Source organism: Kitasatospora sp. NA04385 (assembly GCF_013364235.1).
Lineage (GTDB): Bacteria > Actinomycetota > Actinomycetes > Streptomycetales > Streptomycetaceae > Kitasatospora.
In genome coordinates this window covers 7,316,114-7,330,449 of the sequence record NZ_CP054919.1, presented here as the reverse complement: position 1 = coordinate 7,330,449, position 14,336 = coordinate 7,316,114, and the positions used below count along the sequence as shown (strand labels likewise).

The window sequence follows — 14,336 nt, the reverse complement described above, 5'->3', positions numbered from 1 at the left end:
CGGGCCGGTCGGCCGCTCCCCGCGAGCGGCCGGCCGGCCCTCGTGCGCGCCCGGCTCGTAGCCGCCCTCACGGTGTCCTTCGCCCGGGCGAAGGACACCGCCGCCCGGACAGGTGCCGGCGCGGCGCGTGCGGGTGCTGCGCTGCGGGCGGCCGGGCCCCGTCGCCTGGTGGGAGCGGGTGCCGTGGCGGCGGGGCTCGCACTGGCCGGGCTCGGCACGGCGGCCGTCACCGACCGGCCGGCGGCGCCCGCCCCCGCGCGGGTCGCCGACGTCGGCGAGCTGCCCGCCACCGTCCACGGTGCGGCCCCCACCGCCGCACCGACCGGCTCCGGGCCGGAAGCCGCCCGCACACCGGTCGCCCCGCCCGCCCGGCTCCGCATCCCCCGGATCGGTGTCGACACCGCTCTCGGCGAGCTGCAGGTCCAGGACGACGGCCACCTCGCCGCGCCCGCGGACCCGGACGTGGCGGGCTGGTGGAGCCAGGGACCTGCCCCGGGCGGCCCCGGCACCGCCGTCATCGTCGGCCACGTCGACTCCCGCACCGGCCCCGCGGTCTTCGCGGGCCTTTCCGTCCTGCGCCCCGGCGACGCCATCGAGGTGCAGGCGGTGGACGGAACGATCACCTCCTTCACCGTCCAGGCCCTGCGCAGCTACGACAAGCAGGCGTTCCCCGACGAGCAGGTGTTCGGCGACACCGCCGGACCGAGCCTGCGCCTGATCACCTGCGGCGGCAGCTACGACCGCGCGCAGCAGGCCTACGACGCCAACCTGGTGGTGTTCGCCGCGCCGCCGACCCGCGGCAACGACACCCCGACCGCATAGATTCCGTTCCGCCCACGACCGCCTGGAGTACCGCAGTGAACCGACGCCGTCGCCTGCTGCCCGCCGCCGTCGCCACCGCCCTCGGCGTGGGCCTGTTCCTCGCCGGGGGCCTCGGCCTCGCCCCGCAGGGCGGCGAAGCCCCCGCCGGGCAGGAGCGGAGCGCCGGGCAGGACAGCGCGGACACCGGCCTGGCCGCGGACATCCGCGGCCTGCAGGACCACCTGAAGCAGACCCCGGGCGACGCCCTCGCGATGGCGTCCCTGGGCCTGGCCTACGTCCAGCAGGCCAGGATCACCGTCGATCCGTCGTACTACCCGAAGGCGGAGGAGGTCCTGACCCGCTCCCTGGCCACCGACCCCGCCGAGAACTTCACCGCGATGGCCGGGATGGCCGCCCTCACCGCGGCCCGCCACGACTTCGCCGCGGCCCTCGACTGGTCGCAGAAGGCCGTCGCGATCAACCCCGACAACTCCACCCTCCAGGGCACCCTGGCCGACGCCTACACCCAACTCGGCCGCTACCCGGAGGCGTTCGACGCCGTCCAGCGCATGGTCGACCTCAAGCCCGGCACCCCCTCCCTGGCCCGCGCCTCCTACACCTGGGAGCTGCGCGGAGACACCGCCGCCGCCACCGCCACCATGCAGCGCGCCCTGGACGACGCCGACACCGCCGCCGACCGCGCCTTCGCCCTCTACCACCTCAGCCTGCTCGCCCTGGGCTCCGGGGACGCGAAGACCGCGCTCGCCCGGGCCGAGGCGGGCCTGCGCGCCGCACCCGGCACCGCCTCGCTGCTGGAAGCCGAGGGCCGGGCCGAGGCCGCGCTCGGCAACACCGACGAGGCCGTCGCCGACCTGCGGCGCGCCACCGCCCAGGTGCCGCAGCCCGAGTACGTCCTCGAACTCGGCGAGCTGCTCCAGTCGCTGGGCCGCACCGAGGAGGCCGAGCAGCAGTACCGGGTGCTGCGCGGCGAGTGGAAGCTGTTCACCGACAACGGCGTCGCCCTCGACGCGGACGCCGCCCTCTTCGAGGCCGACCACGGCGACCCGGCCACCGCCGTCACCATCGCCGAACAGGGCCTGCGCACCCGCCCGTTCCTGGACACCCACGACGCCTACGCCTGGGCCCTGCACGCCGCCGGCCGCGACGCGGACGCCCTGGCGGAGTCCGACGAGGCGCTCGCGCTCGGCACCCGCAGCGCCCTCTTCCACTACCACCGCGGCGTGATCCTGCGCGCCCTCGGCCGGAACGACGAGGCCCGCACCGAACTCGGGACGGCGCTGGCGACCGACCCCGCCTTCCACCCGCTGCACGCCCCGGCCGCCCGCGCCGCCCTGGCCGAACTCGCGCCGCCCCCGTCCGGCCGCTGAGCCGACTACCGCGCCGCCGGTGCGGCGACGTGCCCCGCGCCGCCGCCCAGGTCGGTGTAGAGCCGCGTCCACCGGAGGTCGGTGTCGGTCGGCGGCTTGCCGTCGCAGTACGCCTTGGTGCCGTTGGCGGTGTAGAAGCGCATCATCTCCAGCACGGCCGTCGGATCGGACTTCTCACCGCCGGTGTACCGGCTGCCCGGCTCCTGCCCCTGGTGCTGGAGGCAGGTCGGCGACGGTGTGCCGGGCTGGGCGTCGAAGCTCCCGTTCTGCGTCCCGCTGCTGCAGCCGGTGAGCAGTGCGGCGGTGAGGGCGAGGAGCAGGAACGGGCGGGTGCGGCGGGGGTCCACGGTGGTCGTCCTCCGGTGGGTGCGGGCGTTCACAGGGTCGAGGGCAGGCTGCGGACGACCAGTCCCAGCCCGACGGTCAGGATCAGCGCCGCGGTGAGCAGGGCGCTGTACGGGGCGATCCGCTGGACGCGCGCGGCGATCGGCCCGCGCTGCGCGGAGGCGAGCCGGTCGCCGACCCGGACCAGGAGCAGGCCGACGGCGGTGAGGGTGGCGGCCATGCCCACCCCGTACGCGACCACGAGGGCGGCGCCGAACAGCGTCCGGCCGAGCGCCACCGCGCCGAGCAGCACCACCAGCGCGGACGGGCTGGGGACCAGGCCGCCGGCGATCCCCAGGCCGATCAGGCTGCGCCGACTCGTCGGGGCGGGGTCGTGCCGGTGGTGGCCGCCGAACAGCCCGTGCCGGTGGCCGTGGTGACCATGCGCCAGATCACCGACCTGGCCGTGGACGTGCGGGTGGCCGTGGTCGTGGTCGTGCTGGTGACCGTGCCCGTGATCGTGCGGATGGTCGTGCTCGTGACCGTGGTCGTGGTCGTGACCGTGGTCGTGCGGGTGCGGGTGCGGGTGGCCGTCCGGTTCGGGGTGCGGGTCGTGGTCGTGGTCGTGCGGGGTGCCCGCGGCGTGGGCGGCGGCGTGCGCGAGTTCCCTGGCCTCGGCGTTGTCGAGGCCGGGCTGGGGCTGCGGGAGGTGGGCGGACGCGCGGGGGCGGCGGGAGCGGCGCACGGCGTCGCGCAGCAGGCCCGCTCCGACCAGGGCGACCAGCGCCCCGCTGAGGACACCCAGCCAGCCGAGCAGCACGTCGCCGGCCAGCGAGGAGAAGGTGGTCAGGCACAGGCCGATCACGATGACCCCGGCGGTGTGGGTGACCGTGACGGTCGCACCGACGGTGACGGCGTCGCGGGTGCGCCCGCGACGCCCCGCGAGGTAGGCGGCCATCACCGTCTTGCCGTGCCCGGGCAGCAAGGCGTGTCCGGCGCCGAGCACGATCGACAGCAGGACCGCGAGCAGGCCCAGCGGCACGGTCAGGCGCTCGGCGGCACCGATGCCGGTGAGCCGGGCGTCCAGGCCGGACAGCCAGGCCGTCGGCCCGGAGCCGTCCGCCCGGACGGCCGCGGCGCCCGCGGGGGCCGCGCCGCCGCCGGGGCGGGCCCGGAACTGGGCGCGGGTGACACCGCTGGGGCTGTCCAGCAGGTCCCGCGGGTAGTCCCGCAGCTCCTTGGAGACCGATTCGGCCGGCACGTCGGAGCCCTCCAGCGTGACACCGTCGCCGCGCGCGGTGATCTCGTTCCACCCCACCCGTCCGGAGTCGTTCCCGGCGTCCACCCGGATCGCGCTCCCGTCGGCGGGCAGGTGGAGACCGGCGTGCAGCACGCACTCCAGGCGGCTGGTGCGCAGCCCGGCGGAACCGTCCTCGTAGCGGAACCGCGCCGAGTCGGCCCGCCAGGCCAGCGGTCGGGCGTCCTGACCGGCCGTCACCTGGAGGTGCTGCGCGATCAGGCCACACTGCTCGGTGGCCCAGGCCGCGAGTTCGGCGTCGTCCGCGGTGCCGTCCCCGTTCCGGTCGACCTTCGGCTGCTCCTGGAGGGTGGGGATCTCGGCGGCGTCGGTGACGGCCAGGGCCTCGACGGCGTCCGGCCGGACGGTGAGGCCGAGGTAGTGGTTGAGGGAGAAGTTGCCCAGCGGGTGGGCATCGGCGGCGGGCGCACCGAGGGCCAGCAGGCACAGGGCCGCCGCCGCGACGGCGCCCGCTCGGGCGAGGGGTCGTGCTGTCTGCACGCGAGCCTCCAGGAACACGGCCGGGCGGTCCACGGCCGACGGGCCCGGTGGGAGAGGGAACGGGGCGAGATGCCCCGCGACCACCTTCGCGCCCGCCCGCCTCGCGGGGAACAGGTACCACCCCGACCTGCCGGGGGATCACCCGCACGGGGCAACCACCCGGCCGGGGCCCGCCCGGGCCGGAGCCGGAGGCCGTCACCCCCGCTCTCCCGGTGGACCGGACGCCGACCGCGCACTCTCACGCGCCCCCGGCGCGCCCCCTGACAGGCCCCCCTTCTGCGGTGATAGTGCAAGTACGAGTCGTACGCACCCGAGCGGACACTCGCTCCACGCCGGAAGGACGCCCGTGGCCTCCTCGTCCGCACCCCTCCCCCCGTCCCTGGCCGCCGCACCCGCGAAAGTCCCGATCACCCGTCAGGAGTGGCGGCGGCTGGGCGCGATGGCCGCGTTCATCGTCGCCCTGCACGTCATCGGCTGGGTCACCCTGGTCGCCGTCGTCGCCCCCGAGCACCACGCCCTGGGCACCCAGACCTTCGGCGTCGGAATCGGCGTCACCGCCTACACCCTCGGCATGCGCCACGCCTTCGACGCCGACCACATCGCCGCCATCGACAACACCACCCGCAAGCTCATGGAACAGCGGAAGAGGCCCCTGTCGGTCGGCTTCTGGTTCTCCCTCGGGCATTCGTCCATCGTGTTCGCCCTCGCCGTCCTGCTCTCGCTCGGCGTCAAAGCCCTGGCCGGCCCGCTCCAGAACGACGGCTCCGCTCTCCACCAGGTCACCGGCCTGATCGGCACCGCCGTCTCCGGCGCCTTCCTGTACCTGATCGCGATCGTGAACCTCGTCATCCTCGTCGGCCTGTGGAAGGTGTTCCGCCAGATGCGTGCCGGCCACCTCGACGAAGCCGCGTTGGACGAGCGGCTCGACAAGCGCGGCCTGATGAACCGGCTGCTCGGACGCGTGACGAACTCGGTCGGCGAACCGTGGCACATGTACCCGCTGGGCATGCTCTTCGGCCTCGGCTTCGACACCGCCACCGAGATCGCCCTGCTCGTCCTCGCCGGGTCCGGCGCCGCGTCCGGCCTGCCGTGGTACGCGATCCTGTGCCTGCCGGTGCTGTTCGCCGCCGGCATGTGCCTGCTGGACACCATCGACGGCTCGTTCATGAACTTCGCCTACGGCTGGGCGTTCTCCAAACCCGCCCGCAAGATCTACTACAACCTGACCGTCACCGGCCTGTCGATCACCGTCGCCCTCCTCATCGGCACCGTCGAGCTGCTCGGCCTGCTCGCCGACAAGCTCGCCCTGCACGGGCCCTTCTGGGACTGGATCTCCCGACTCGACCTCAACACCGTCGGCTTCGCGATCGTCGGCCTGTTCGTCGCCACCTGGCTCATCGCGCTCGCCGTGTGGAGGTTTGCGCGGATCGAGGAGAAGTGGAACGTCCCCGGCCCGGCCATCGCCCCTGCAGCGGCGAACGAGGGCTGACAGCACGGCAGTCGCCGGTGGGTGTCTCCGAACGCGCCTGCCGGGTACGGGTGTTCACCGGCCGCCTCGCCGGATTTCCCTACGATCGTGCCTGGTTGCTCGGGTTGGACTCTCCTTGCGTCCTTGCGGCCTTGCGGGAGGCGCTGACGGACCCTGGTCCCCGCGGTACGGCATCGCGGGACGATGCCCGCGGGGAAGCGGGTTCACCGCCCGGGAGCGGCCGCACCGGAAGCGGGTGCGGCCGGGGGCCAGCTGCGGTGGTAGCCGGCCGAGAGGGGGCCGCCGGCCAGGGCGAGGACGGCTTCGGCGGCCGTCAGCAGGGCGGCGGGGTCGCCGGTCTCGGACAGGGCGCGGTGGGCTTCCAGCAGGTCCCGGCCGAGGTCGGGGTCGGCGGCGAGCAGGCGGCGCGGGAACCACTTGCCCGTTCCCGTCCAGGCCCGGTGGTGGTCGCTGAGCAGGTCGGCGGCGGAGCGGAGGGTGTCGGCGCCGACGGCCAGTGCCTCCAGGCGGTCCGGGGCGTCGCGCAGGTCGTCCAGCAGGTCGGTCAGGGCGTACCGCAGGTTCTCGCGCTGCTCGGCCGTGAGCGGGGGCGGTCCGGCCCGCAGTTCGGCCCGGCAGTCCTCGACGATCCGGGCGGCGTGCCCGTCCCGGTCGAGCAGGACCAGTCCGGTCGCGTACAGCTGCTGGACCACCCCTCGGCGGGAGGCGGCGTCGAAGGCCCGCAGCTCGTCGAGCCCGGCCCGGGTGTGCGCGAACACCTCGGCGATCCGGCCCTCGTGGCGCAGTGTCGCGCGGTGGGTGTCCCGGCCGTCGGGCAGCAGGACGGCCAGGTCGAGGTCGCTGCCCGCCCGGGCCCGTCCCGCGGCCACCGAGCCGGCCAGCACCACGGCCGACGCGTCGGGGTGAAGCTCGGCGACGAGTCTCCTGGCCTGTTCGATCAGCATCTCCCGCATGCCGGTCAGCCTGTCACACGGCTCGCCGCTCGCTCCCGGCCACCCGCGCCGTCCTGGACCGTTCACCGATTCGGGAGCCGCCCTGACGAATCACCGGCGGGGTGCGTCGTCGCGCCCGTCCGGGCGGTGGGCGCCGTCCGGGCGGCGCGGCCCTCGGGAGCCGCGGGCCCGGCGGGCCTGGTCGGCAGCGTAGGCCGCGCCCGCGGCGAGGGCGAGCAGGAGGGCGGTGGCGAGGTGTCCGCCGGCCAGGTCGAGGCCGAGGAAGAGCACGAACAGGAAGGCCGCGACCGGGACCAGCAGGGCCAGCAGGGTCTGCCCGAGGACGGCGATGGTGGCGGTGCGGGCGTACGCCTCCTCGGGCTGCCGGGCGGCGCCGGGCGCGGCCGTCTCCCCGGGCCAGTAGAAGGCGGTGGCGCGCCGGGCGAGGGCGGTGGTGGCCCGGACGTTGGCCCGCCCCATGACGGGAATCCACACCACGGGGAAGGCGAGTCCGACGACCACCAGCAGGCCGGTGCCGACCCAACCGGCGATCCGGCGGACCGGGCCGCGGTGGTCCTCACCGATCGCGACGAGTCCGAGCAGGTAGATCATCCGCCGGACCATGTCCAGCCGGGACGGGCGGGGCGGGCGCGACGGACGGGACAGCGGACCGGGCTCGGGGGCGCCCTCGAGGGTGGCGGCGGTCTCCGCAGCGGTGGCGGCCAGGGCGGCGCGGCCCTCGGCGACGGTGGGGTACACGCCTTGCAGGACGAGGAGTTCGGCGCTGCGCTCGGCGTCGTCGCCGTCGGCCCCGGCGAGGGCGGCGAGTGCGAGGACCATCCGGGCCTGGGCGAGCATCCCGGCGCAGAACGCCACCGGCACGAGGAGGATGAGCGGTCCGCCGACCACGCAGCCCTCGACCAGGTTCAGCCGGATGCCGTGGGTGATCACCGTCGTGCGCCGTTCGGCGACCGTCCCGGACAGCCCGGCCACCGCTTCCGCGGCCCGCCCGGACTCCTGGCGCACCGCCAGTGCGGCCAGGTTCTCGGGGAGGCGCCCGGCGTCGTGCCGGACGGCCCGCCACAACTCCCCGGCCGCCCCGCCACCCACCCGGCCCCCGGGGACGGCACCGGCCGCAGCAGCATCGGCAGCAGCACCGCCACCATCCTGCGTTCCGGGCGCGGACGACGCCCCGGGCGCGGGCGGTCCGCCGCCGGGCTCGTTCGCCGGTGGCCCGTCGGCAGGTTGCGCCGCTTCCCCGCCCGCCCGCTCCATTCCGCCAGCCTACTCGGGCAAAACACCGCAAAGCACCCGTCGGAGGGCACTCCGTCCGGGCGGACGGCCCAAGGCCCGCTTCCCTCAGCCGACCCCAGCCCGCCATTCACACACCAGTGCGGAAATGGCGGCAGACGTTCGTCTGCGCGAAAGATCCCTTTGGCTGACCGCACGCCCGGATTGGCAACAACGTTGGCATGCGAGTCGCCATCGTCACCGAGTCCTTCCCGCCCGAGGTCAACGGCGTGGCCCACAGCGTGCTGAGGGCTGCCGAGCACCTCGTCCGGCGGGGTCACCAGCCCCTGGTGATCACCCCCGCCCCGGCCCGGGGTGCGCACTGCCCGCCGCAGTCCTTCGGCCCGGACCGGGAGCCGCTGCCGGTGGTGCGGGTGCCCTCCGTCCCGCTGCCCCGCTACCCGCAGGTGCGCATCGCGCTGCCCAGCCGCAAGCTGGCCGCCGCGCTGACCGCCCACCAGCCGGACGTGGTGCACCTGGCCAGCCCGTTCATCCTCGGCGCCCGGGCAGCCCGGCTCACCGAGCGCCTGAACCTGCCGACCGTGGCGGTCTACCAGACCGACCTGGCGGGGTACGCGCAGGCGTACCGGATGGGCCGGGGGGTCGGTTCGGCGATCGCCTGGGCCCGGATCCGCTCGGTGCACCGGGCCGCCGCCCGCACGCTCGCGCCGTCCACCCCGGCCGCGCAGGACCTGACGGCGCACGGGGTGCGCCAGGTGCGGATCTGGGCGCGCGGCGTGGACTCGGTGCGCTTCCACCCCGACCACCGCGACGAGGCGCTGCACCGCTCGCTGGCCCCGGGCGGCGAGGTGCTGGTCGGGTACGTCGGACGGCTCGCCCCGGAGAAGCGGGTGGACCTGCTCGCCGAGGCGTCCCGGCTACCGGGCGTGCGGGTGGTGGTGATCGGGGACGGTCCGAGCGCGCCCGCGCTGAAGGCGGCGATGCCCGGCGCGGTGTTCCTGGGCCGCCGGACGGGAGCCGAACTCGCCCGCTGCTTCGCCTCGTTGGACCTGTTCGTGCACACCGGCCCGCTGGAGACCTTCTGCCAGACCATCCAGGAGGCGATGGCCAGCGGCGTCCCGGTGGTCGCCCCCGCGGTCGGTGGGCCGCTCGACCTGGTCGGCCACCGACGCACCGGGCTGCTGGTCGCCCCGCGCGACCCGGGCGCCGTCGCCCGGGCCGTCGCCGAACTCGCCGCCGCCCCCGAACTGCGCGCCCGGTACGGCGCTGCGGGCCAGGCCGACGTCACCGACCGCACCTGGGAGGCGGTGGGCGACCAGTTGATCCGGCACTACGAGGAGGTGCTCGCCGAGCACCGGCAGCGCACCCGGGCCACCGCCCCGCTCAGCGCCACCGCCCCGACCGCCGCCGATGCCGTTGCCGCCACTGCCGCCCCGGTCGCGCTCACCGCGCAGCCGCTCCTCGGCGGCATCCCGGCGCCCCGCCAGGCCGGGGCCGGAACCCCTGCCCCCGCCCCCGCCCCCGTTCCGCTCTCGGTCGAGGAGCAGCCCGCGTGAACCCCCAACCGGCCCGCGCGGACGGCGGGTTGTGCATCGTCCGGGTGGCGAACTTCGTCACCCCGGTCTCGGGCGGCCTGCGGACGGCGCTGCGACACCTCGGCGCCGGCTACCTGGCGGCGGGCCACCGGCCGGTGCTGGTGGTGCCGGGGCCGGCCCGCCGCGACGAGTGGACCGAGCAGGGCCGGGTGATCACGCTGCCCGGCCCGCGCGTGCCCGGCACCGGCGGCTACCGGGTGCTCCGCGACAGGCGCCGACTCGCCGCGCTGCTGGAGGAGTTGGCGCCGGACCGGCTGGAGGTGTCGGACCGCACCACGCTGCGCTGGACGGGCGGGTGGGCCCGGGCGCACGGGGTGCGGTCGATGATGGTCTCGCACGAGAGCGCCACCGGCGTGCTCGGCGCCCGGGGGGTGCCGCCCGGCACCGCGCGACGGCTCGCGGACCGGCTCAACTCCCTTACCGCGCAGGGCTATGACACGGTGCTGTGCACGACGGCGTGGGCGGCCGAGGAGTTCGAGCGGATCGGCGCCCGCAACGTCGAGCGGGCGCCGCTGGGCGTGGACCTGGAGACGATGCGTCCGGAGTGCCACGACCCCGCGCTGCGGGCGGAGTTGGCCGATCCGCAGCAGGTGCTGCTGGTGATGTGCTCCCGGCTGTCCGGGGAGAAGCGGCCCGAACGGGCGCTGGAGGCGCTGGCCGAACTGCGCCGTCGGCACCGCGTTCCGGCCGTGCTGGCGGTCGCGGGGACGGGACCGCTGCGCGGCCGGCTGGAACGCCAGGCCGATCGACTACGGCTCCCGGTACGGTTCCTGGGCCATCTGGCGGAGCGCCCCCGGGTGGCGTCCCTGCTGGCCACGGCGGACGCGGTGATCGCGCCGGGCCCGGTGGAGACCTTCGGCCTGGCCGCGCTGGAGGCGCTGGCCTGCGGCACCCCCGTCGCGGTCAGCCGGTCCTCCGCGCTGCCCCGGGTGGTCGGGGACGCCGGTCTCGCGGCGGACGACACCGGGGCCGGATTCGCCCTCGCGGTGAGGGAGTTGCTGGAACGCCCGGAGGCGGAACGGCGGGCCGCCGCCCGGGCCAGGGCGGAGCGGTTCAGCTGGGCGGCGGCGGCCACCGCCTTCCTCACCGCCCACCGGGCCGCCACCGCACCCTCCCCCGACGCGCCCCCGCTCCCGTCCTCCGCCCCGGCCGCCACCGGGTGAGCCGAGGGGGACCGGACGGCCCCGACCACCGCTGCCCGCACCGGAGTTCGACCCGCCCGGGCGGTTCCCCCAGGTCCGCCGCATCCACCGGTTCGACCGTGTCCACCGGGTGCACCCAGCCCACCAGATCCACCGGTTCCGCCACTTTCCCCAGCCCCACCGGAGGGACGTGATGACAGTTCGATTCGCCGCGCTCGGCGACTCCCTCACCGAGGGCGTCGGCGATCCGGTGCCCGGCGGGTGGCGGGGTTGGGCGGCGCTGCTCGCCCCTACCCTCTCGCCCGGTCCCGTCGAGTTCCGCAACCTCGCCACCAGCGGGGCGCTCAGCCGAGACCTGCTGGTCTCCCAACTGCCCACCGCGCTCGCCCTGCGCCCGCGGTTCGCGGCGGTGCTGGTCGGCGGCAACGACACCCTGCGGGCCTCCTTCGACCTGGCGGCGACGGCCCACCGATTCGCCTCCGTCCTCTCCTCGCTGACCTCGATCGGGGCGGTCCCGCTGACCGCCTGCCTGCCCGATCCGGGCCGGCTGCTGGGGCTGCCCGCCCCACTGGCCCGGCCGCTGGCCCGGCGGATGCGGGGCGTCAACGCGGTGGTGCACGCGCTGTCGGCGCACTACGGCGCGGCGCACCTGCACCTGGCGGAGCTGCCCTGGACGCAGCGGCGCGAGCTGCTGAGCGCGGACCGGCTGCATCCGAGCGCGGTGGGCCACCAGTTGATCGCCCGCGAGTTCCACGCCCTGCTCGCCGCGGCCGGGCATCCGGTCGGGCCACCGCCCGTCCCGTTCGCGGTACCGGCGCCCGGCCGCGGGGCCGACCTGTGGTGGATGGCCACCCAGGGCACCCGCTGGGTGGCGGCCCGCTCCACCGACCTGCTGCCGGGGCTGGTCGCCCTGGCCGCCCTGGAGGCCCGCCACCTGCTGCGCGGCTCGGCCGACCGTCTCGACCGGGCCGGGGCCGAGGCCACCGCCGCGATCGTCACCCGCCTGACCGCCACCCGGCCCCGCCCGGCCGACCGCCTGGAAGCGATCTCCAACGACCAGTAGTCGCACCCCGCTTCCGCGGCCGCCACGACAAACCCCCGCCCGCCCCGCACCCCGGGCGGGAGCCGCCGGACGGAGGGATCAGCCGATATCGGGCCCGCACCACGCGATGGCGGACGAGGAACGCGGCGGGCGTTGGACGTCCACGCCCGAGCAGGCGGAGCGGGCCCTGCCCGGCGGGTGGGCCCACACCACGCCCTACCGGGCCGAGCAGGAACGGCGAGATGCCTAGGCGGCCCAGGCCCGCTCCAGCAGGGCGGGGAAGCCGGCGGGCTCCCGGCCGAGGAGTTCGGCCAGGGTCGGGTCGACGGTGGCGAACTCGCCCTCCCGGGCCGCCGCGAAGATGCTCACCATCAGGTCGGCGATCGGGGCGGGGGCGCCGTGCGCCACGGCCTGCTCGCGGAAGGCTTCGTCGGAGACGACGGTGCGGGCGAAGGAGCGTCCGGTGACCCGGGCCGCCAGCCGGGCGACGGCGTCGAAGTCGAGCGCGGCCGGGGCGGTGAGCGGCGGGGTGGGGCCCTCGAAGCGGCCTTCGTCGGTGAGGATCGCCGCCGCGGCCTCGGCGAGGTCGTCGTGGCCGGTCCAGGCGACCGGGCCGTCGGCGGGCAGGGCGATGTCGCCGGTGTGCCGGGCGGCCTCCAGGAACCGCAGGGCGCTGGCGGTGTAGAAGCCGTTGCGCAGCGCCGTCCAGGGGCGGCCGGTGGCGCGCAGCAGGTCCTCGGTGCGGGCGTGGTCGCGGCAGGCCTGGAAGCACGAGTCGTGGGCGGCGCCCATCTGGCTGGTGTACAGGATGCGGGCGGCCCCGGCCCGCACGGCCGCGTCGATCGCGGCGCGGTGGCCGGTGACGCACTCCTCGCCCGTGCGGTCGAGGGAGACCAGCAGCACCTGTTCGGCGCCCTCGAAGGCGTGGGCCAGCGAGGCGGGGGCGTCGAAGCTGCCGGGCCGGACGCGGACGCCGCGATCGGCGAGGTCCCCGGCCTTGCCGGGGTCCCGGACGCTGACGCCGACGCGGTCGGCGGGAAGTCGTTCGAGGAGGCGTTCGACGATGCGGCGGCCGAGTGCTCCGGTGGCTCCGGTCACGATGATCACGGGGTTCTCCCAACCGTGTTTCCAGTGGAATCAAAACAACGATAACACCGGAACTAACGGTGGAATCAAGAAATCGGTACCATCGATACATGCCCACTCGTGACACCACCGACGGCCCGCGGCGGCGCATCGTCGAGGCCGCCGTCGAGCTGCTGGAGAGCGGCGGCCCCGACGCGATGAGCACCCGCGCGGTCGCCGCCGCCGCCGGAGTGCAGCCGCCCGCCATCTACCGCCTCTTCGGCGACAAGGACGGGCTGCTGGAGGCGGTCGCCGAGCACGGCTACGCGCAGTTCCTGGAGAGCAAGCGCGCCCGGCTCGACCCCGACCCGGAGGACCCGGTGGAGGAACTGCGCCGGGGCTGGGACACGGTGGTGGAGTTCGGGGTCTCGCGCCCGGAGCTGTTCGCCGTGATGAGCAGGGCCACCGGTTCGGAGTCGGGCGCGGCGCACCGCGCGGGCCTGGAGATCCTCCACGGCCGGGTGCGCCGACTGGCGGCCGCGGGGTGGCTGCGGGTCGACGAGGAACTGGCCGCCCAGGTCATCCGGGCCACCGGCCTGGGCGTGGTGGCCACTTGGCACGCCACCCCCGCGGAGCGCCGCGATCCGGCGCTGCTGACCACCCTGCGCGAGTCCATGGTCGCGGCAGTCACCCGTGCCGAACCGGCCGTCCCCGCCGCGGAGTCCGGCCCCGCCCCCGCCGCCCGCGCGCTGCGGGCCGCCCTCCCCGACGACAGCGGCGTGCTGAGCGACGCCGAACAGCGCCTCCTGGCCGAGTGGCTGACCCGCCTGGCCGACGGCGGCGGCACGCCCCGGAGCTGAACCGGCGCCGACCGGCCCCGCACGAGCCGGTCCCACACCGGCCGAACCCGCACCGACCGGCCCCACACCGGCCACCCCGTACGAGCCGGTCCCGCACGGGCGTCAGGTCACCAGAGGTCGCCCTCGCGCCAGTCGCACACCAGGTCGGCGGTGAGGTCCAACTCCCCTTCGCCGCCCAGCAGGTAGATGTCGCCGTCCTCCTCGGGGGTGCGCTGCCGCCCGTGCGGGCCGAGCGCCCAGGTCGGGCCGGGCCAGCGGCGCCAGCCGCGGGCGAGGTAGAACGGGACCCCGGCCTCGCTGGCGCCGAGTGCGCCGATCTCGTGGGCGGCCCGGACGACGCGCTCCGCCTCGTCCATCACCTTCCCGCCGATGCCGCGCCGTTGGCGGTCCCGCCGGACCGCCACGCCCTCCAGGTAGCCGGTCCGCAGGACGCGCCCGCCGTTCAGCAGGCGGCGCTGCACCACCGCCGCATGGCCGATCAACTCGCCCTCCTCCCAGGCGAGTACGTGCATTCCGCCCAGGCAGTGCGACCAGTCCTGTTCGGTCATCTCGTCCGCGCCGAACACCTCGAACAGCAACTCCCGGGCCGCCCGCCGGGCCGCCGGGTCGAGGTCCGCCGTATGCACCGTCCGCACCGTCACCATGCCCG

At 76.0% G+C, this 14,336-nt stretch carries 13 protein-coding genes and 1 pseudogene; 8 read left to right on the top strand and 6 right to left on the bottom strand.

The genetic code is table 11. The features are described from left to right. The first annotated feature begins 183 nt into the window (after window positions 1–183). Entirely contained in the window at window positions 184–822 is a 639-nt protein-coding gene (locus HUT16_RS32485) for a class F sortase (RefSeq protein WP_176191585.1), read from the top strand. A gap of 35 nt (window positions 823–857) precedes the next feature. Then, on the top strand, window positions 858–2,189 hold the full coding sequence (locus HUT16_RS32480) for a tetratricopeptide repeat protein (RefSeq protein ID WP_176191584.1): 1,332 nt from the start codon (window positions 858–860) through the stop codon (window positions 2,187–2,189). A 5-nt stretch (window positions 2,190–2,194) separates the two neighbouring features. Here the strand turns inward: HUT16_RS32480 and HUT16_RS32475 are convergent, their stop codons facing one another. Further along, window positions 2,195–2,536, bottom strand: coding sequence for a hypothetical protein (locus tag HUT16_RS32475; RefSeq protein WP_176191583.1), 342 nt, complete (start codon window positions 2,534–2,536; stop codon window positions 2,195–2,197). Between the two features lie 29 nt (window positions 2,537–2,565). Beyond that, complete coding sequence (locus HUT16_RS32470; protein ID WP_176191582.1) at window positions 2,566–4,311, bottom strand: high frequency lysogenization protein HflD; 1,746 nt, start codon at window positions 4,309–4,311, stop codon at window positions 2,566–2,568. Between the two features lie 439 nt (window positions 4,312–4,750). Here HUT16_RS32470 and HUT16_RS32465 point away from each other — a divergent pair, with 439 nt between their 5' ends. Then, window positions 4,751–5,800 carry a HoxN/HupN/NixA family nickel/cobalt transporter gene (locus HUT16_RS32465; protein ID WP_176192982.1) on the top strand — a complete coding sequence of 350 codons (1,050 nt, stop codon included), beginning with the start codon at window positions 4,751–4,753 and terminating at the stop codon, window positions 5,798–5,800. A 203-nt stretch (window positions 5,801–6,003) separates the two neighbouring features. Here HUT16_RS32465 and HUT16_RS32460 read toward each other — a convergent pair whose 3' ends face one another. Further along, window positions 6,004–6,753, bottom strand: a complete 750-nt coding sequence (locus tag HUT16_RS32460; protein WP_176191581.1) for a nucleotidyltransferase domain-containing protein — start codon at window positions 6,751–6,753, stop codon at window positions 6,004–6,006. Window positions 6,754–6,843: 90 nt separating this feature from the next. Continuing rightward, on the bottom strand, window positions 6,844–7,842 hold the full coding sequence (locus HUT16_RS32455; RefSeq protein WP_176191580.1) for a hypothetical protein: 999 nt from the start codon (window positions 7,840–7,842) through the stop codon (window positions 6,844–6,846). 362 nt (window positions 7,843–8,204) lie between these two features. Between HUT16_RS32455 and HUT16_RS32450 the strand changes: the two are divergent. The 4 genes and pseudogenes from HUT16_RS32450 to HUT16_RS39470 all read left to right on the top strand — a co-directional run. Then, window positions 8,205–9,332 (top strand): annotated as a pseudogene (locus HUT16_RS32450) (glycosyltransferase family 4 protein); the annotation flags it as partial. Between the two features lie 203 nt (window positions 9,333–9,535). Beyond that, window positions 9,536–10,741, top strand: a complete 1,206-nt coding sequence (locus tag HUT16_RS32445) for a glycosyltransferase (protein WP_254898089.1) — start codon at window positions 9,536–9,538, stop codon at window positions 10,739–10,741. Between the two features lie 172 nt (window positions 10,742–10,913). Beyond that, window positions 10,914–11,783, top strand: a complete 870-nt coding sequence (locus tag HUT16_RS32440) for an SGNH/GDSL hydrolase family protein (RefSeq protein ID WP_176191578.1) — start codon at window positions 10,914–10,916, stop codon at window positions 11,781–11,783. 106 nt (window positions 11,784–11,889) lie between these two features. Further along, complete coding sequence (locus tag HUT16_RS39470) at window positions 11,890–12,012, top strand: hypothetical protein (RefSeq protein WP_303392116.1); 123 nt, start codon at window positions 11,890–11,892, stop codon at window positions 12,010–12,012. On the opposite strand, the gene HUT16_RS32435 is transcribed toward HUT16_RS39470, so the two are convergent. Next, on the bottom strand, window positions 12,009–12,869 hold the full coding sequence (locus HUT16_RS32435) for an SDR family oxidoreductase (protein WP_176191577.1): 861 nt from the start codon (window positions 12,867–12,869) through the stop codon (window positions 12,009–12,011). The two genes, HUT16_RS39470 and HUT16_RS32435, sit on opposite strands and share 4 nt — an antisense overlap. Before the next feature lie 89 nt (window positions 12,870–12,958). Between HUT16_RS32435 and HUT16_RS32430 the strand changes: the two genes are divergently transcribed. Next, window positions 12,959–13,687 carry a TetR/AcrR family transcriptional regulator gene (locus HUT16_RS32430; protein WP_176191576.1) on the top strand — a complete coding sequence of 243 codons (729 nt, stop codon included), beginning with the start codon at window positions 12,959–12,961 and terminating at the stop codon, window positions 13,685–13,687. Window positions 13,688–13,794: 107 nt separating this feature from the next. Here HUT16_RS32430 and HUT16_RS32425 read toward each other — a convergent pair whose 3' ends face one another. Further along, window positions 13,795–14,331, bottom strand: coding sequence for a GNAT family N-acetyltransferase (locus tag HUT16_RS32425; RefSeq protein WP_176191575.1), 537 nt, complete (start codon window positions 14,329–14,331; stop codon window positions 13,795–13,797). Window positions 14,332–14,336: the final 5 nt, after the last annotated feature.

Excerpts from the sequence above, each read along its gene's own strand:
- HUT16_RS32465 (WP_176192982.1), top strand. The coding sequence starts at position 4,751 with ATGGCCGCGTTCATCGTCGCCCTGCACGTCATCGGCTGGGTCACCCTG.
- HUT16_RS32460 (WP_176191581.1), bottom strand. The coding sequence starts at position 6,753 with ATGCGGGAGATGCTGATCGAACAGGCCAGGAGACTCGTCGCCGAGCTT.
- HUT16_RS32440 (WP_176191578.1), top strand. The coding sequence starts at position 10,914 with ATGACAGTTCGATTCGCCGCGCTCGGCGACTCCCTCACCGAGGGCGTC.
- HUT16_RS39470 (WP_303392116.1), top strand. The coding sequence starts at position 11,890 with ATGGCGGACGAGGAACGCGGCGGGCGTTGGACGTCCACGCCCGAGCAG.
- HUT16_RS32430 (WP_176191576.1), top strand. The coding sequence starts at position 12,959 with ATGCCCACTCGTGACACCACCGACGGCCCGCGGCGGCGCATCGTCGAG.
- HUT16_RS32425 (WP_176191575.1), bottom strand. The coding sequence starts at position 14,331 with ATGGTGACGGTGCGGACGGTGCATACGGCGGACCTCGACCCGGCGGCC.